Annotated in this window: 18 protein-coding genes; 3 read left to right on the top strand and 15 right to left on the bottom strand. The window is 33.1% G+C overall.

Translation table 11 applies throughout. From position 1 onward, the window contains the following. Positions 1-92 precede the first annotated feature (92 nt). Positions 93-953: a GNAT family N-acetyltransferase gene (locus ACW5YJ_RS05705; protein ID WP_457338570.1), complete on the bottom strand. Its 861-nt coding sequence runs from the start codon at positions 951-953 to the stop codon at positions 93-95. Positions 954-1,255: 302 nt separating this feature from the next. Here ACW5YJ_RS05705 and coaW point away from each other — a divergent pair, with 302 nt between their 5' ends. Continuing rightward, a complete protein-coding gene (gene coaW, locus ACW5YJ_RS05700; protein ID WP_119603607.1) occupies positions 1,256-2,053 on the top strand; it encodes a type II pantothenate kinase in 798 nt (265 codons plus the stop codon). 83 nt (positions 2,054-2,136) lie between these two features. Here the strand turns inward: coaW and ACW5YJ_RS05695 are convergent, their stop codons facing one another. The 3 genes from ACW5YJ_RS05695 to ACW5YJ_RS05685 all read right to left on the bottom strand — a co-directional run bounded on the left by ACW5YJ_RS05695 (position 2,137) and on the right by ACW5YJ_RS05685 (position 5,418). Continuing rightward, complete coding sequence (locus tag ACW5YJ_RS05695; RefSeq protein WP_017722068.1) at positions 2,137-2,802, bottom strand: DUF2750 domain-containing protein; 666 nt, start codon at positions 2,800-2,802, stop codon at positions 2,137-2,139. Between the two features lie 229 nt (positions 2,803-3,031). Continuing rightward, the gene (gene ldmS, locus ACW5YJ_RS05690) at positions 3,032-4,237 is read right to left on the bottom strand and encodes an L-aspartate--L-methionine ligase LdmS (RefSeq protein ID WP_457338569.1); all 1,206 of its coding nucleotides are present in this window, start codon (positions 4,235-4,237) and stop codon (positions 3,032-3,034) included. Next, positions 4,234-5,418 carry a M20 family metallopeptidase gene (locus tag ACW5YJ_RS05685; protein WP_457338568.1) on the bottom strand — a complete coding sequence of 395 codons (1,185 nt, stop codon included), beginning with the start codon at positions 5,416-5,418 and terminating at the stop codon, positions 4,234-4,236. Before ACW5YJ_RS05685 ends, ldmS begins: the two co-directional genes overlap by 4 nt. 276 nt (positions 5,419-5,694) lie before the next feature. Between ACW5YJ_RS05685 and ACW5YJ_RS05680 the strand changes: the two genes are divergently transcribed. Then, the gene (locus ACW5YJ_RS05680) at positions 5,695-6,165 is read left to right on the top strand and encodes an S-ribosylhomocysteine lyase (RefSeq protein WP_017722065.1); all 471 of its coding nucleotides are present in this window, start codon (positions 5,695-5,697) and stop codon (positions 6,163-6,165) included. 225 nt (positions 6,166-6,390) lie between these two features. On the opposite strand, the gene ACW5YJ_RS05675 is transcribed toward ACW5YJ_RS05680, so the two are convergent. The 4 genes from ACW5YJ_RS05675 to deoC form a co-directional block, all read right to left on the bottom strand. Continuing rightward, positions 6,391-6,744 (bottom strand): DoxX family protein, encoded by a 354-nt coding sequence (locus ACW5YJ_RS05675; protein ID WP_017722064.1) that lies wholly within the window; start codon positions 6,742-6,744, stop codon positions 6,391-6,393. Continuing rightward, the gene (gene deoB, locus ACW5YJ_RS05670; protein WP_017722063.1) at positions 6,741-7,928 is read right to left on the bottom strand and encodes a phosphopentomutase; all 1,188 of its coding nucleotides are present in this window, start codon (positions 7,926-7,928) and stop codon (positions 6,741-6,743) included. The genes ACW5YJ_RS05675 and deoB overlap by 4 nt, the downstream gene beginning before the upstream one ends. 11 nt (positions 7,929-7,939) lie before the next feature. Then, the gene (locus ACW5YJ_RS05665; protein WP_017722062.1) at positions 7,940-9,241 is read right to left on the bottom strand and encodes a pyrimidine-nucleoside phosphorylase; all 1,302 of its coding nucleotides are present in this window, start codon (positions 9,239-9,241) and stop codon (positions 7,940-7,942) included. Positions 9,242-9,306: 65 nt separating this feature from the next. Next, a complete protein-coding gene (gene deoC / locus ACW5YJ_RS05660; RefSeq protein WP_017722061.1) occupies positions 9,307-9,969 on the bottom strand; it encodes a deoxyribose-phosphate aldolase in 663 nt (220 codons plus the stop codon). Between the two features lie 173 nt (positions 9,970-10,142). On the opposite strand from deoC, the gene deoD reads away from it, so the two are divergent. Then, entirely contained in the window at positions 10,143-10,853 is a 711-nt protein-coding gene (deoD, locus tag ACW5YJ_RS05655) for a purine-nucleoside phosphorylase (RefSeq protein ID WP_017722060.1), read from the top strand. 151 nt (positions 10,854-11,004) lie between these two features. Here deoD and ACW5YJ_RS05650 read toward each other — a convergent pair whose 3' ends face one another. The 7 genes from ACW5YJ_RS05650 to ACW5YJ_RS05620 all read right to left on the bottom strand — a co-directional run bounded on the left by ACW5YJ_RS05650 (position 11,005) and on the right by ACW5YJ_RS05620 (position 17,163). Then, positions 11,005-11,454 (bottom strand): Dps family protein, encoded by a 450-nt coding sequence (locus ACW5YJ_RS05650; RefSeq protein WP_017722059.1) that lies wholly within the window; start codon positions 11,452-11,454, stop codon positions 11,005-11,007. A gap of 178 nt (positions 11,455-11,632) precedes the next feature. Continuing rightward, positions 11,633-12,496, bottom strand: coding sequence for a ribokinase (rbsK, locus tag ACW5YJ_RS05645; RefSeq protein WP_017722058.1), 864 nt, complete (start codon positions 12,494-12,496; stop codon positions 11,633-11,635). A 33-nt stretch (positions 12,497-12,529) separates the two neighbouring features. Further along, positions 12,530-12,913, bottom strand: coding sequence for a thiol-disulfide oxidoreductase DCC family protein (locus tag ACW5YJ_RS05640; protein WP_017722057.1), 384 nt, complete (start codon positions 12,911-12,913; stop codon positions 12,530-12,532). A 365-nt stretch (positions 12,914-13,278) separates the two neighbouring features. Continuing rightward, the gene (locus ACW5YJ_RS05635; RefSeq protein WP_457338567.1) at positions 13,279-14,646 is read right to left on the bottom strand and encodes an EVE domain-containing protein; all 1,368 of its coding nucleotides are present in this window, start codon (positions 14,644-14,646) and stop codon (positions 13,279-13,281) included. Between the two features lie 71 nt (positions 14,647-14,717). Further along, complete coding sequence (locus ACW5YJ_RS05630) at positions 14,718-15,698, bottom strand: YeiH family protein (RefSeq protein WP_017722055.1); 981 nt, start codon at positions 15,696-15,698, stop codon at positions 14,718-14,720. Positions 15,699-15,972: 274 nt separating this feature from the next. After that, positions 15,973-16,206, bottom strand: coding sequence for a hypothetical protein (locus tag ACW5YJ_RS05625; protein ID WP_153672163.1), 234 nt, complete (start codon positions 16,204-16,206; stop codon positions 15,973-15,975). 18 nt (positions 16,207-16,224) lie between these two features. Continuing rightward, on the bottom strand, positions 16,225-17,163 hold the full coding sequence (locus ACW5YJ_RS05620) for a type I phosphomannose isomerase catalytic subunit (protein WP_017722053.1): 939 nt from the start codon (positions 17,161-17,163) through the stop codon (positions 16,225-16,227). Positions 17,164-17,369: the final 206 nt, after the last annotated feature.

The following is a 17,369-nucleotide window of genomic DNA, read 5'->3' as shown; positions in this document are numbered from 1 at the left end:
AAAGGCATTTATCCAAATCAGTACTAAGTTTATCATAAGTAATAATAACAAATGTAAATTATAAATGACAATGCTTGATTTCGCAATCGCATTTAGTAATTTATATATTTTTCAAAGCCAATAAAGTCATCAGCCGCCTCAATTTCAACAAAATTACTATTTATACATAGTGACTTTAATTCATTATTCTCTCCATAGAGAGTAATTGTCAAAAGTTCTACATCATTAAAATGCTTTCTAACATATGTTGCTAATTGTCTCAAGGCGCTTTCTGCAATACCATGATGTCTCTTATCTTTATTTACTTCAATCTTAGAAATATTCATTCGTCCATCATGTCTCTCTATAGCTATAAAGCCAACTTTTTGCCCATCTTTTATTAAGTCTATGATGTGTATGTTAAAGGGTTGTTCATCTGTATTTGGCTTTAACTTTAAAGATGAGACATGCTTAGAATCTAAATCTAAATAATATAATCGCTCTTTACCAATTGGCCCTTCTTCTTTCGTTGCAGCATGCATAAAACCTGCACGTTCATATACATTCCATGCACCTTTGTTCTCTGCATCAACCACAAGATATAAGTGGTTAAAATTCGGAAATAAATCTTGAACATATTGAGGCAAATACATCATCATCTTTGTGCCGTAGCCATAGCCTTGGTAATCTTCATTTACGGATAAAGACCTAACATAAATAACTTGGCTAGGTGTATCATATCCTTCATGTTGATAATATTGATGTAGCACAAAAAAACCAACAACATCTCCCGCTTTATTTAGTGCAATATTGGCAATCCTCTCCTCATCATTTATTGCATCATCTAACACATCTTTCGGTAAAGAAGAATAGATTTGTTGACGCTCATTTAAATTAAACTCATAAAGAGCCTGTCTATACTTCTCTTCAAACTCTTGTACTATAATATTTTCAAATTTTTGCTTAATCACCATTTTAATATCCCCTATTTAAAACGTAGTAGTAATTATTAATACCACTATTACACATAAAATAATCTATAAATCTGGAATTAATTTAAAAAGCTATTCATTGCTCTATTAATAATTAGTATTTTAACTATCAAAATACCTATTGAAAAAATAAAATATTTGCATATATCTTTTGCATGTCTACTTTATATAAACTAATGCTTACTTCAAGTGAAGAAATTGGTCCTCTAGCAAATTCATAGTTGATTTTCTTAAATTTTATTATACTATTAGTTAAAATGGAAATTTTTTAGGAGGAATTTTAGATGAAAATTGGCATCGATGCTGGTGGGACGCTTATTAAAATTGTTCAAGATTATGCCGGTAAACGTGAATATAACACAAGATTAACAACGGAAATCGATGATGTCATAAAATGGTTGAACCAACAAGACTGTGAAAGTATTAGCTTGACAGGCGGTCAAGCTGCACTCATAAATGAAAAATTAAATTTTGATGCACGTATATTTATTGAGTTTGATGCTGCTGCTAAAGGGCTGGAAATACTACTTGAAGAACAAGGACACTTTTTAGATGACTACATTTTCACAAATGTAGGTACAGGCACTTCTATACATTTTTCTAACGGAAACAGTCAACAGCGAGTTGGGGGCGTTGGTACAGGTGGCGGTATGATACAAGGCCTAGGTTACTTATTGACTGGAATCAAAGACTATAAAACCTTAACTGATACTGCTCAAAATGGTAATAGAGATATCATTGACTTGAAAGTAAAACACATTTACAAAGATAGTGAGCCACCAATCTCTGGTGATTTAACAGCAGCAAACTTTGGTAATGTCTTACATAATTTAGATACTAACTTTACAGAAGCAGATAAACTAGCCTCTGTTATAGGTGTCGTCGGTGAAGTTATTACTACAATGTCTATTACTGTAGCTAGAGAGCATAACACAGAAAACGTTGCATATATCGGTTCGTCATTTCATAATAATGAATTATTAAAAGAGGTCGTTAAAGACTATACAGTATTAAGAGGCTTCAAACCGTATTATATCGAACACGGCGCCTTTTCAGGTGCTCTAGGTGCTATTCATTTATAAGCTTAATTTTATTTAAGTTCTTTACTGTCTATAAAGTTAAAAGGGCCCCGAGACATATTTTCATGTCTTAGAGCCCTTTTATTTTAAAAAGGAAGCTGATCCAATACTTTTTGTGCAGGTACTACACTACCTAAAACGCCTGGTTTCAAATCGATTGCAACCGCGTTATCGTCATCTCGTAAGTTATCTAACCATTCAGCGAATACTTCACCTTCTACTTCTATAATGTCACACTCTTCAAAATCTTCATCTCTTACCTTCTCAGCTCTTTTTTTGATACTCCATACAGGCATGATATTAGGTCTTTGATGTGATTCATCACTAATCATAAGGAATTGCTTAACGTTTTTATTTGTCAAACCAAACACTGCGTCTTCTTTTGCAACATCCTTAACAAATTCTTTTAAACGAATATTATCTAAATCAGACATTAATTCATCCGTAGCTTCTGCGATTGGTATAAGCTCACCATCTTTCTCAGAAGTAGGGTTCATCAATACTTGTTCGTTATCGCTAAAGACATTATCGATTTCATAAGTTACAAAACGATCGATATCTATCTTTTTAATTTTATCGTAATCAATTTTTTGCTTTTTCAAGTAAGCTTCGGCAGTCTCTTTATCAGTCCAAGTACATACGACTTTATTTTCATCTACTTCTTGTCTGATTAATTCCTTTGCTTCCGTTGCTACATAAAACACTTCATTAATTAATATTTCTTTAAAAAATGAACTTTCTTTATAAGACATCAAAACACCTTCAATCCATTCATAATAATTTACCTATATTAAGAATATAAAGGACTGCATGGCTCTAGTCAATCGCCGATAATAAACGAGACGCTATACAATAGACATTCATGATAGAAATGTGACAACAAACAACAACTACTACAATGGCGTCTTAAGCTTACTATTATAGTTACATTAGCTGGTTACAATCACTGATAAAATTAAATGTATTCATCAATCAATGCGCCTATAGGTTATTTTTCAGTTCTTCTAAAAACTGTCGCTCCATAGATTCCACTAAGGCTTGGCTTTCTCCATGCCAAATACAACCAAACCTTGATTGAACAACTTCATTCTTATACCAGTCACCATCGTAATAAGATAATGGGAACAATACGCCTTTATTTACATATTTCTCAATTATTTTGAAAAAATGTTCATTATCGCAATTATCTGGCGCTATATAACTAAAGAATTTATGATATTTGCCTTGCAACATAGGTTCTAACAATAACATACTCGTTGAACCGTTTTGTCTAAAATTTAAATCTATGGCAAATACTTCACCATTCTTATCTAACAACAAATCGAATCCAGCAATACCAAAATACCCTTTCGCAACACCTATTTCCATTATCTCTCTGCCAGCTTGAATCACTGATTGTGGAACATCATGTGTATTTTGGTTACCTTTGTAAGAACCATAATCATCTGTAATTTGATCAGATGTACCAATATATTGAATACCTGTATATTTAGAATATGCATATTGCACGCAATAATTCGTAACTATTTCTACTTTTTGTTCTATAATAATTGTGTCTGTTTCGCTTTTTGCTTGCTCAATTCGGATTTTAGCTTGGTCTAAATCTTTTTCATCATTACAAATCATAACGCCATATCCACCTGCTGTAGGTAAGTCGTCGCCTGGTTTTAATACAAATGGAAATTCCCAAAAAGAAACTGCGTGGCGAAAATCATCAATGGCTACAACTTCTCTTTTAGGTAAATATTTGTAATTAGTCCACTCTGGGATACGTGCTTTATTATTTAAAGCCATAAAAACATCTTTATTTAATGCATAATACTCTTTGTTTACAATATCTTCACCATGAATATATTGGAAATATATTTTTTTATTGTCATTCAATGCTAAATCTTGGATCACTTGTTCATAACTTCTTCGATTATTAAATTGAATAATGTTTGTAGGCATGGCTTTACCTACAGCTTCAAACAAAATTTTCAATTTATTTGTAACACATGCCTCGTGTACTATTACAGGCATTTGGTTAGCAATGATGAGCTCTCTACCAGTTAGAAAATTGGACTGATGTTCTTCAGGTTCTAACCAAGGGTTCGAAACATATGATGGCCGTGAAGTATAGACAATACTAGAATCATATAGATCACTAAGTGTTAATTGAGGATGCAGAGAGCTTTGATTAGTCATTTTTTATGCTCCTTTATATATCGGTGTTGCTCGATAATTTCATCAAACAACGATTTATTAGTGATTAATTCTAAACCCATTAAGGCAAGAATCTTTGTGCCTCTAATTAAGGCATTATCACCTTGTGTACTTGCTGCAGCTTCACGAAATCTATGCGTGTGGCCAACTAAATTACGGGATCCTATTTTAATATGAGGATGTATTGTAGGTACAATATGACTTACGTTCCCCGTATCTGTTGAACCATACCCAAAATCATCATCTATAACAGCTTCTCCCATTTCAGTTGCATATTTTGCAAACAAATCATCTAGTTTAGAAGATTTTATAAATTCATTTACACCGTTTTGTATTGGCCCAAATTCATAATCGCATTCAGTTTGAATGGCTGCACCTTTTGCAATTTGTCCTACTCGTTCTGTTAATATATCTAATTCTTGACGCGAAGTTGCTCTTGTATAAAAACGTGCATGCGTATAGTCCGGAATAATATTAGCCGCCTTACCACCGTCTAATATGACACCATGTACACGTTGTCCATTTTTAATATGTTGTCTTAATTGTGCTACACCATTAAAATAAGAAATCATTGCGTCTAATGCATTTCTAGCTTCATCAGCATTTTCAGAAGCATGTGTACTTTTACCATAAAATTTAATATCTAAAACATCTACAGCCAATGTATTAATCGTTCTATAAGTTTCATTACCGGGATGCACCATTAACGCAATATCTAATTCGTCAATAACACCTTCTTTAACATAAGTTGCTTTAGCGCTCCCGTTTTCTCCACCTTCTTCAGCTGGGCATCCAAGTACAATAACTTTTCCTCCAATTTTATTTATGAGTTGTTTCAACGCGATACCCGCAAAAGTACTTGCCGTTCCAATAATATTGTGACCACAAGCATGACCTAAACCTGGTAATGCATCATATTCTGCTAAGAATCCTATTGTAGGACCCGGTAAATCTGATTCATATCTAGCTATGAAACCAGTAGCATGACCAGCGATATCCGTTTCGACTTCAAAATCATTGCTGTCTAACATTTCAATTAGTGATCTAGATGCAAAAATTTCTTCATTTCCTAATTCAGGTCTTTGATGTATTTGATGGCTCATTTCCAAAAATTTATATTTATCATTTTCTATGTAATCTAAAATAATTTGTTTGTTTTTCATAGTATAAATACGCCCTCCTAATATTGCCTTTATAGCGATGAACACTAAAATGAAACGCAATAAGTAATTTATTTAATAACACAATTTATAATTCATAATGTACAAAACCTGTTTTAATTATTACTTATTCTATCGGGTTTGTTGGATTCTGTCATTAATTTTCTGAAATTTATAATAATTGTTAGCTATTCTATGAGTTTACCCAAATACAGAAATTGTAAATACTGTTTGGTCTTGTTACAATTAGTTTATGTAAAATATTAGGAGGATAACACCATGCCAAAAATGAATGTTGAAAGCTTCAATTTAGACCACACAATTGTATCTGCGCCATTTGTAAGACTCGCAGGAAAAATGGAAGGCGCAAACGGAGATGTTATTCATAAATATGATATTCGTTTCAAACAACCAAATAAAGAGCACATGGATATGCCAGGATTACATTCACTAGAACATCTTATGGCTGAAAATATCCGTAATCATTCAGATAAAGTCGTTGATATCAGTCCAATGGGATGTCAGACTGGCTTTTACGTTTCATTCATCAACCATGATGATTATAAAGATGTACTACAAATCATCGAAAAAACAATTCAAGACGTATTAAATGCTACAGAGGTACCGGCTTGTAATGAAGTACAATGTGGTTGGGCAGCAAGTCATTCATTAGAAGGCGCAAAGGAAATCGCGCAAACATTTTTAGATAAAAAAGATGAATGGCATGATATTTATGGTGAAAGTAAGTAACTTTAAACTGGGGTCTCTACAAAAGATAGAACATGAGCAATTACTTATTATCAACAAAAAAGAAGAGGTTAAGCATGCACTTTCATGCCTAACCTCTTCTTTTTTATAAATCATAAATTTATTAATAGTAAATATAACAATCTTATCGCTACGCAAAAAAACGCTTCGAAGCAGACATTCTTTAATGTACACTTTGAAGCGTTTCTATTTATTCAAACTAATAACTTATAGTTTACTTATCATTTTAATCATGACAAACTGTAGCGGAAGTCTACCATACAACGCCCACTTAGGCAGTTCTTTACCGCCTAATGGAATATTGTTACGCGCCATGTATATATTAGCTGGAAACACAGCCAATAAAAACGCAATGATAGCCTTTTTCAAGCATGTCGAAGGTTTGCGAGCTAGCAATAACAAACCAAAAACCACTTCAAACACACCAGTGATTAATACTGCCGCTTTTCTAAACGGAAGGTATGTTGGTATGATCGCTCTAAATTTTTGTTCGTCTTTAAAATGCAAAATACCAGCGATACTAAAAACAATGCCAAAAATCACTCTCGTTATTTTATTCACTTTTCAACACCCATTTCTTTTAAGTAACTTCTGCCAAACTCTGGTAATTTCACACCAAAGTTATCAGCAATCGTCGCTCCTAAAGAACTGAATGTGTTATCGACTGTTAATTCATGGTAGTCTTTAATTTTCGGACTAAACATCAATACTGGTACAAACTCTCTTGTATGATCTGTGCCGTCTGCAGTCGGATCATTTCCATGGTCGGCTGTAATAATCACTAAGTCGTCTTCTTGCAAATGATTAATAAGTTCTGGCAGACGCTCATCAAACTCTTTAAGAGCTTGTGCGTAACCACCTTTATCACGACGATGGCCATATAAGGCATCGAAATCAACAAGATTTAAGAAACTCATACCATTAAAGTCTCGTTGTACTGTTTCAACTAATTTATCCATACCATCCATATTATCTTTAGTACGAATTGATTCTGTCACGCCTTCTCCATCAAAGATGTCGTTGATTTTACCTAGGGCTATCACATCATAACCGTTATCTTTTAATTCATTCATTACTGTTCTTCCGAACGGTTTCAAGGCATAATCGTGTCTATTGGAAGTTCTTTTAAACGAACCAGGCTCACCTATATATGGTCTGGCAATAATTCTACCTATCAAATATTTTGGATCTTTAGTTAACTCTCTAACCTTCTCACATATATCGTATAACTCTTCTAAAGGTATTATATCTTCATGCGCAGCAATTTGAAGCACAGGATCCGCTGATGTATATACTATCAAATCACCCGTTTTCATTTGATGCTCTCCCCACTCATCAATAATCTGAGTTCCTGAGGCAGGACGATTTGCCACAACTTTACGACCAGTTAATGATTCTATTTCACTAACGAGTTCTTCAGGAAAGCCTTCTGGATATACTTTGAAGGGCTGCATTATATTTAGGCCCATAATTTCCCAATGACCAGTCATTGTATCTTTACCCACTGACGCTTCACTCATTTTAGTATAAAACGCTTGTGGTTGTGACTCTTGTTCAATAATTGGCAAAGGGTCAATGTTACCTAATCCCAGCTTTTGTAAGTTAGGTAAGTTTTGATTAAATCCTGCTAATGTGTGTTTTAATGTATGGCTGCCTTCATCATTAAAGGCTTTGGCATCAGGTCCTTCTCCAATACCAACTGAGTCCATAACAATTAAATGTACACGTTTGAATGGTGTAGTCATGACGTTCACTCCTATTCAGTAATAATTTTATGAATCAATGTCGGTTCGGTACCAGTTTGACTTATCGTAATATTTTCATTGAGTTTGTCTTTGACGTCATCAATTTGCTCTTTATTACTATGAATGGTTAATAGTGCTTCTCCTTCATTCACCTTGTCTCCTACTTTTTTATGCAATACGAGACCAACACTTAAATCAATATCATCTTCTTTTGTTTGTCTACCTGCACCTAACATCATCGAAGCAACACCTATCTCATTTGCAACGATTTCAGTTACAACCCCCGTCTTTGGTGATGGTAATTGAATTTGATATTTAGCTTGTGGTAATTTTTTTACATCATCTACAACTGAACCATCACCATCTTGATTTTCTAAAAATGTTCTAAAAGTTTCTAATGCTGAACCATTTTGAATTGCATTTTCTAACAATTGTCGTGCTTCGTCTAAGTCCTTAGCTTTACCACCTACAACGACCATTTGTGAGCCTAGTGTCATCACTAATTCTGTAAGGTCTTTTGGACCTTTACCTTGTAAAGTTTCAATTGCTTCTTTGACTTCCAGAGCATTTCCTATGGCATTGCCTAACGGTTGGCTCATATCAGAAATAATAGCCATCGTATTTCTACCTACATTGTTACCAATACTAACCATTGCATGCGCCAACGCTTCAGCTTCTTCGATTGTCTTCATAAACGCACCATTACCTGTTTTCACATCTAAAACAATGGCGTCTGCACCTGCAGCAATTTTTTTACTCATGATTGATGAAGCAATTAATGGAATCGAATTTACAGTCCCCGTAACGTCACGAAGGCCATATAATTTTTTATCTGCTGGTGTAAGGTTGCCTGTTTGACCTATCACTGCGACTTTCGCTTCGTTGACTAATTTAACAAATTTATCTTCACTGATTTCCACATGGAAACCTGCTACAGATTCTAATTTATCAATCGTTCCACCAGTATGTCCTAGACCACGGCCACTCATTTTGGCTACAGGTACACCTACTGATGCTACTAAAGGTGCTAATACTAGTGTAGTTGTATCACCCACGCCACCAGTTGAATGCTTATCTACCTTAATCCCATCAATATTAGATAAGTCTATGACATCACCAGAATTCACCATAGCCATTGTTAGTGCTGCACGTTCATCATCATTCATGTCTTGAAAATATATCGCCATAGCTAAACTTGATGCTTGATAATCCGGAATATTACCATTGGTATATTCCTCAATAAAGTACTCAATCTCTTGTTTAGTCAATACTTGTCCATCACGTTTTTTTTCAATAATATCTACCATTCTCATATGAGTTGGCCTCCCTTTTCAAATAAAGACGTAAAAACATTGATATTCCCACGATTAATGAGCAATTAATAGTCAGAATTACTTTCTAAACCTTGAATGATTTGAACACCAGCGCTTGCACCAATACGTGTAGCGCCTGCTTCAAGCATTTGGTTAAAATCATTTAGGTTTCTCACGCCACCAGAAGCCTTAACTTCTAAGTCTTCTCCTACAGTATCTTTCATTAATTTTACATCTTCTGGAGTAGCACCTCCACCTGCAAAACCTGTTGAAGTTTTAACAAAATCAGCACCTGCTGCTTTACTTAATTCTGATGCTTTAACTTTCTCTTCGTCTGTTAATAGGCATGTCTCAATAATAACTTTAACTGTTTTTCCATTAGCAGCGCCTACTACACCTTCAATATCCTTTTGAACTTCATCAAAACGACCGTCTTTTAGCGCACCAATATTAATGACCATATCTACTTCAGACGCGCCATTTTTAATCGCATCTTCAACTTCAAACATTTTTGTTTCTGTTGTAGATGCACCTAAAGGAAATCCGATAACCGTACATACTAATACACCAGAATCTTTAAGTTGTTCTGCAGCATATTTAACGTGTGTAGGATTGATACAAACTGATTTAAAGCTAAATGACTTAGCTTCCTCAATAATTTTATCAATTTGAGCTCTCGTAGACTCTGGTTTAAGTAATGTGTGATCTATATATTTTGCGTAATTCATATTAAATCCTCCTAATTATCTATATGTTTTCATACCACTCATAATTATAAAGCAAAATTAATAACATATCCTTAATAAATAACTTTTCTTTATCTCTATATTACAAAAATTAGCAAAAATAATAAACAAATGTTATCTTTAATTTGATAAAGAATTTAAAGGAGAAGATGACTATGACAAAAGCAACACCTCATATTCAACCTAATGGGACTAAAATCGCTAAAACTGTATTAATGCCAGGCGATCCGCTTCGCGCAAAATATATTGCTGATAATTATTTAGAAAATGTTGAACAATTTAACGAAGTACGTAATATGTTCGGCTATACAGGTACATACAATGGTAAGGAAGTATCAGTAATGGGCTCTGGAATGGGCGTACCAAGTATTGGTATTTATTCTTATGAACTTTATAATTTCTTTAATGTTGAAACAATTATTCGCATCGGTTCTTGCGGTGCATTACAAGAAAATGTGAACCTTTATGACGTTATTATTGCCCAAGGCGCTTCAACAAATTCCAGTTATGTTGAGCAATATAATATCCCAGGCCATTTTGCACCATTGGCAGATTTTGACTTAATATTAAAAGCAAAACAAAAAGCAGACGATATTGGTGCAACAACTCATGTTGGTAATATCTTATCATCTGACACATTCTATAATGCTGACGAAACATTCAATGAAAGATGGCAACGTATGGGTGTCTTAGGTATTGAAATGGAATCTGCAGCATTATATTTAAATGCCACTTATGCAAATAAAAAAGCCTTAGGTATTTTTACTGTAAGTGATCATATCTTACGCGATGAAGCTACAACAGCTGAAGAACGTCAAAACTCATTTACTCAAATGATGGAAATTGCATTAGAAATCGCAGAATAACTCAATATTAAACCTTACTCTTAAGGTAAACTGTAATAGACCATTTACAGTTTACCTTTTATTTTTTGAGATAAACAAAAAGAAGCTTCTCAGTACACCAAATGTCTGAAAAGCTTCTTTTTGTATTTATTTATATTTTAGCCTGAATAGATTATCTACCTAAATATGATTTTAACATCCAGTTATGTTTATCAATATTTGTTTGCATACCAATGAACATATCTTCAGTTACGTCGTCTTCAGCATTTGAAGCAACTTCAATTGCTTGTTCTAACTGGTTTGATATATTATCGAAGTCTTTTGCAAGCTCTTCAACCATTTCTTCAGCTTTATAACCTTTTCCAGCTTCTTCGATAATTGAAAGTTCTAAACTTTCTTTTAAAGTTGCTACTGGATTACCACCTGCTGCCAAAATTCTTTCAGCTAAATCATCAATGTATTGGCTAGCTTCATCGTATAATTCTTCAAATTTAGTGTGTAGTGAGAAGAAATTAGGCCCTTTTACATACCAATGAAAATTGTGTAATTTGGTGAATGCTACTGTCCAGTTTGCTACTTGTTGATTTAATACTTTTACTACTTCTTCATTACTTTTTGCCATAAAAATCTCTCCTTTTAAAATTTATTATCGTCACAAAAGACGACACAAATCTTTTATTACAATAAATATTATATAATAATAATTATAATCTGTAAAGAGTTATAGCTGAATAAATTAGAATCATTTTAATCTGTATACAGATTAGATAACCACTTATATTATAACAATAAGGTAGCGTTTATTCCAGGTCTTTTCTGTATGGCATTGCACCCTGAGCTCCTAATCCAGTCACTGAATAACTGCCTGCTAAATTAGCAAAAGCAACTGCCTGTTCTAATGGCTTGTTCTCAATTAGTGCAACTGCTAATGCACCATTAAATGTATCACCTGCACCTGTAGTATCAACTACTTGCTTTTTGTACCCCTCAACCAATTGTTGAGAATCGCTATAATACATTGCACCAGAAGCACCTTTAGTAACAATCAATTTATGTGGGTATGCTTTTAATGCATCATCAACTTGATTATCAAATAACAGCTCACTTTCAGACTCATTCGGTGTTAGCCATGTTACTTTTTCAATTATTGTGTTATCCAATTTTCGATATGGTGCTGGATTTAATATAACCTTCATATCATGGTCAACAGCATAATCAACAACATCTTTTATTGTTGATTCAGGTATTTCGTGTTGCATTACAATAATGTCTCCTGCACTAAAATTTTCAAGTTTTGGTAGAACTCTTTCTGCTGTTACATAGTTGTTTGACGCTGGTACTACAATGATACGGTTATCATCATCAAATAAAGTAATGTGGGCAGTCCCCGATTTCTCATTTTCGATAACATCCATATAAGTTGTATTAACATTATTCTGTTCTAAATTTGATAGAATTTGTTTGCCATTATCATCGTCACCGACAGCACCTATCATATAAACCTCATTACTTAACCGAGCTGCTGCGACTGCCTGATTTGCACCTTTACCTCCTGGATTAGTAAAGAATGATTCCCCCATTACTGTTTCTCCAGCTTCAGGTAAGATTTCTGTTTGTACTACCAAATCAATTGATGCGCTACCTATCACTATAATTTTTCCCATGTCTGTATCCTCCGTAGTTTCAGTTGAAATTCATTAATCAATAAAAAAAGATTTTTCGTAATCATTTGGTTGATGCCAATGTGTTTTCCACATATGATTTCTATTGTCAGCAAATAATTGATAACCTAAATCCCTGATAAATTTAGGTGTTAAATGTAATAGTATCCCTATCCATTTATAATTAGTCAATGACGTTATCAGCGTTGTAATTGCATCTGATTTATATTCTAAATGATCCCCTTCTTGTAATATAACGCTATCATATTGTTGAGTTTCAGGATAGTTTGATAATAGGTTCTGTGCTGTTTCGCCTTGTAATGATGCGAATTGATAGCGTCTAGACAAACCTTTTTGTATCAGCCATATTGCATAATTATAACAATAAACACAATTGCTATCGTAATAAACTATTGGCATACTTAACACTCCTTATATTATATAACTTTATAGTTAATTATTCATAAATTAAAATTCTCCTAACATTATTATAACCTAAATTACATAAAATAAATCATACTGCTACTGGTTACAAATAATATATTATTCAATATAAAATGGATAATCACAATAAAAAAAGCTTACCTCATCTAAAAACTAAGATGATTGTAAGCTAATTTCCGCGATAAAAAAATATGTGAATATCTAAAACTTAAATATGATATTGAATCAAAGTTACTATAATTAAAACATTTTTAAAAACAAGTCTAAGGACAGTGATTAACATGCTTTTATGCACATAGACGGTTAAAATATTGACGGTATCTTATTTGTGATTTGTGATACTAGTCTTGGTTCACCTTCACAATTCTAGTGTATTTCAAAAATTGTTCAGTATATTTTTGTTTAATATCATTTAAGTTATCATAAGTTACACCCACGATATGCCAGTTAGGATTAAAGTGGTAATATGAATCTTTCTTTCTAGACCATTTTACCATTGTACCATCTTTATTATAGCGTGGTAGCGTCACTTCATACCCTTCTAATACATTAATGTAAGCTTGAAATACATCTGGATCAATTCGATTAAAGTTATCTATCACTAAATAACTTTTATCTTTTCGAGGCATAAGGTTAGTAATAAATCCTTCTCTATAATATAGCGCGCCTGTCTCATTTGGTAAATATTTACCATAGAGCATATCTTCATTAAAGTCAGGGTGTCCTGTTGTTATGACGGGATTCGCGTTTGTCTTCTGTAATAAGTCTTCTGCTGCTTTTAGACCTTCACCCTTATCTACAACTAGCAAAATGAATGGTTTTAATTCTTCTTGTGCTTTATCAATGACATTTTCAGTAGGAACGGACTCAAATTGTGATTTCAGACCATCATTTGCACTCATATCAAGAATTGCTTCAAATTGTACTTGAGACAAGCTAGCAATAGCCTGTTTAGCATTTTCTTGTAAAAAGTAAATATTTTTTAGTTTAGGATGCTTGTTCAATGTACTAAGTGATACAGGTTCAATTTCTTTTTCAAAGTAAACTTCAATAGCGGTACTATTAGTCCTACCAGCTATCGGTGCCTTTTCATGTATATGTTTACTGACTTCCCCTACACCAATAACAGATTGATCTCGTTTTTTATTATAAAAAACGATTTTATCTCCAATCTCAAGTTGCGTATAAAAATGGTAGCCATTCCGTTTAATACCATTGTAAGTATGTGTGTAAATTGTATTATATGAATTAGGTTCAAAATCTTGTGCTTCCGATACAAAAAAGTATCTAGGTATTTTAGTTTCCCCTTTACCTAAACTAACAATTAATTCAAATTCTTCTTTTGTAATTTGATTAAAAAGTGTTTCTTTCATGTTACTCATTCTAAATTCTAATTGGTCACTTCTCTTTAAATAATCAGCTGTTAAAGGTTTCAGTTGTTCTTGTAACTGAAAATGGACACGAATTTTATTTTGTGCACCAGTTTGAACACTTGTAATTTCCCCAAAACCTAATAAGCCAGTATCCATTTGTACTTGATAGAAGACAACTCGATCTCCTACTTTAGCTTGTTTAAAGGATCGGAAACCTTGTGAAGGATTAAATTGTGCACCTGATTCAAATAATGTCGTTTGCCCTACCATTGGTTCATTATGATTCCAGCGATTATAACCGCAGTTTAACCAAAAATAACTTGTTTCCTCTGCCATTTAGATACTCCTTATCTCATATAAAATTCTATTTTTCCTATTATATTCAAAAAAATCATTTAGAACAAACATTATAGTAAGTTAACTAATTTCATTGTTATCAAACTTGTAACAATCACTACAATCCATGTAACTAAACCAAGTAATACCGGTTTAAAGCCAGCCTGTTTAAATTGATTAAAGTTAACATTCAAACCAATACCTGCCATAGCCATTGTAATTAAAAATAGTGCTACTTGTTGGAAAAAGCTTATGACCATAGGCGAAAAATTGAAAATAGTACTAATTAAGGAAGCTACAACAAACCATACAATAAACCACGGGAAGATTTTAGCAATTGATGTATCAGTCTGTGCTTCTCTTTCTTTCCGTACCGTTCTATATGTAAAAAATAATACGACTGGAATAATCATTAATGTACGTGTTAATTTTACAACTGCGCCAGTTTCTAATGATGTTTTACCATAATTTGATGTGGCAGCAATTACACTTGAAGTATCATTAATTGCAGTTCCTCCAAAATAGCCAAATGTACTTTGACTCATATGCATAATGTGACCTAAAGGAGGAAAGATAAAAACAGCTAATAAATTAAATAAAAAAATAGTTGAAATTGCAAAAGCAACTTCACTTTCTTTCGCCTTGATAACTGGGCTAGTTGCTGCGATGGCAGAACCACCACATATCGCTGTACCAACACCAATCAATATACTAAGATGCTCATTTATTTTAAATATCTTCATCATTAAGAATACTGCTAAAAACGCCGCACATAATGTAACAATAATAATTGGCAATGACTTCCATCCAATGATACCAATTGATTGAAAGCTCAGTGTAAATCCTAACACTACAATACTATAATGCAGTATTTTCTTACTGCTGAATTTGATACCCGCTTCATATTTTTTGGGAATTAAGATTACATTATTGATTATTATACCGATTATTATAGCAAAAATAGCACTTCCAATTATTGGAAACTTACTCCCCATAATTGTAGCTACCATCGCTATAACCAATGTCATAATAATCCCTCTTACTTTATCCAACCTTGTCACCCCCAATTTAAATTCTATTTTAACATATTTGTTCATCGGTAAACTTTGAAAGTTTAAATGGATTTAGTAAATTTTAACAGTTTATATAAAGATGTCAGATCGCCTTTCAGTCTGGGTGTAAAATCACTAATTTCGTTATTTGCATAACCAATCTAATCAGTTATTTTAAAATTTACTATGTAACTATTCTATGTTATCTAAATATTTACGACATCATATTTGAGGCTGAGACATAATTATGTCTCAGCCTCAAATTCACAAATCATTACGCTAAAGTTAGCGCCCCCATAATAGGCATCAAATTAATTAATACACCACCAAATTTCAACATACCGCTTATCTCTTTATCTGGAAGCGTAATTAATGCTGAAATAATGCCAAGCGCACCGATTATAATTGGAAAAGCCATTGAGGGAAATACAGGTAATTTTAGAAACGTTCCAGCACCAGCTAATAGGCCACAAATTAAAGAAACATATAAAAATTTGTACACACTCATACTCTCCCACTATTTTAACTATAGATAACTTACAATTAATTCATAATCACCTTCAAATATAGTATCTAAATCATCTGAAGTTAGGATAAAATTCTGTCCTTGATTTAAGGTATATACTTCTCCATCTATAATGACTTGTCCTTCGCCTTTAAGTACAGAAACTAATACGAACTCTCTCGGTTTCATATAATTTAAAGTTCCAGAAATTTTCCATTTTACAATGGTAAAAAAGTCACTAGACACAAGTTGCGTTCTTTTATGATTTTCGATAATTTCTGTATCTGTCGGTATATTAATATTATCATTAGAAAGTTCAATGACGTCTTTAGCTTTATCTTTATTTAACACACGTTTATCACCAGTATCGTGAGTGCGTTCATAATCATACACCCGGTATGTAACATCTGAAGATTGCATTGTTTCATAAACAAGTATACCTTCTCCTATAGAATGAATTGTTCCAGCAGGTATAAAATAAAACTCACCCGGCTTAACTTTCACCTTATTTAACAATGCTTCGTAATCTTCTTCGTCAAGTTTATCTATTGCGATGTCTTTTGAATCTGTATTTAATCCATAGATGATTTCTGAGTCTTCTTCAGCATCAATGATGTACCAACATTCTGATTTGCCATATTGTCCTTTTTCATTTTCATATGCATAAGCGTCATCAGGATGAACATGAACCGATAATGATTCTCTTGCATCTACAATTTTAGTCATCAAGGGAAACTCTTGACTTGGAAAGTCACCGAATAACTCGCGATGCTCACTCCAAACTTGATCCAAAGTTTGTCCTTGATATAGACCATTCAATATTTCACACTTACCATTTGGATGTGCTGATATCCCCCATACTTCTCCTACATAATCGCTGGGTAAATCATATCCATAATCTTTTAAACGATTACCACCCCAAATTTTCTCATGAAATACTGGCTTTAAAAATAACGGCATACTCACACCTCCAAATTCTTAAGTTGTAATTTAATTATTGTATTTATCTCATATACTTTTTCATGATGATCATACACGTATCATTTCAAAATTTTCAGAACCATTGTGATTGTATCATATTCATCCTACTAGAATAAACGCTTAAATCACAACCCTAGTACTTAAGAGCCACTTTTAATTATATCAATGCTTTGTAAAAATCGATA

The sequence above is a fragment of the Staphylococcus sp. mip270_02 genome (assembly GCF_054031535.1).
Note: the sequence above shows the minus strand (reverse complement) of the source record. Positions and strands in the feature narration are given on the sequence as shown.

What these genes read in the sequence shown, in the direction of transcription:
- coaW (WP_119603607.1), top strand. Translation starts at nt 1,256, where the DNA reads ATGAAAATTGGCATCGATGCTGGTGGGACGCTTATTAAAATTGTTCAA.
- ACW5YJ_RS05640 (WP_017722057.1), bottom strand. Translation starts at nt 12,913, where the DNA reads ATGCCAATAGTTTATTACGATAGCAATTGTGTTTATTGTTATAATTAT.
- ACW5YJ_RS05685 (WP_457338568.1), bottom strand. Translation starts at nt 5,418, where the DNA reads ATGAAAAACAAACAAATTATTTTAGATTACATAGAAAATGATAAATAT.
- ACW5YJ_RS05705 (WP_457338570.1), bottom strand. Translation starts at nt 953, where the DNA reads ATGGTGATTAAGCAAAAATTTGAAAATATTATAGTACAAGAGTTTGAA.
- deoD (WP_017722060.1), top strand. Translation starts at nt 10,143, where the DNA reads ATGACAAAAGCAACACCTCATATTCAACCTAATGGGACTAAAATCGCT.
- ldmS (WP_457338569.1), bottom strand. Translation starts at nt 4,237, where the DNA reads ATGACTAATCAAAGCTCTCTGCATCCTCAATTAACACTTAGTGATCTA.
- ACW5YJ_RS05635 (WP_457338567.1), bottom strand. Translation starts at nt 14,646, where the DNA reads ATGGCAGAGGAAACAAGTTATTTTTGGTTAAACTGCGGTTATAATCGC.
- ACW5YJ_RS05620 (WP_017722053.1), bottom strand. Translation starts at nt 17,163, where the DNA reads ATGCCGTTATTTTTAAAGCCAGTATTTCATGAGAAAATTTGGGGTGGT.
- deoC (WP_017722061.1), bottom strand. Translation starts at nt 9,969, where the DNA reads ATGAATTACGCAAAATATATAGATCACACATTACTTAAACCAGAGTCT.
- ACW5YJ_RS05625 (WP_153672163.1), bottom strand. Translation starts at nt 16,206, where the DNA reads ATGAGTGTGTACAAATTTTTATATGTTTCTTTAATTTGTGGCCTATTA.
- ACW5YJ_RS05665 (WP_017722062.1), bottom strand. Translation starts at nt 9,241, where the DNA reads ATGAGAATGGTAGATATTATTGAAAAAAAACGTGATGGACAAGTATTG.
- ACW5YJ_RS05695 (WP_017722068.1), bottom strand. Translation starts at nt 2,802, where the DNA reads ATGTCTTATAAAGAAAGTTCATTTTTTAAAGAAATATTAATTAATGAA.
- deoB (WP_017722063.1), bottom strand. Translation starts at nt 7,928, where the DNA reads ATGACTACACCATTCAAACGTGTACATTTAATTGTTATGGACTCAGTT.
- rbsK (WP_017722058.1), bottom strand. Translation starts at nt 12,496, where the DNA reads ATGGGAAAAATTATAGTGATAGGTAGCGCATCAATTGATTTGGTAGTA.
- ACW5YJ_RS05680 (WP_017722065.1), top strand. Translation starts at nt 5,695, where the DNA reads ATGCCAAAAATGAATGTTGAAAGCTTCAATTTAGACCACACAATTGTA.
- ACW5YJ_RS05650 (WP_017722059.1), bottom strand. Translation starts at nt 11,454, where the DNA reads ATGGCAAAAAGTAATGAAGAAGTAGTAAAAGTATTAAATCAACAAGTA.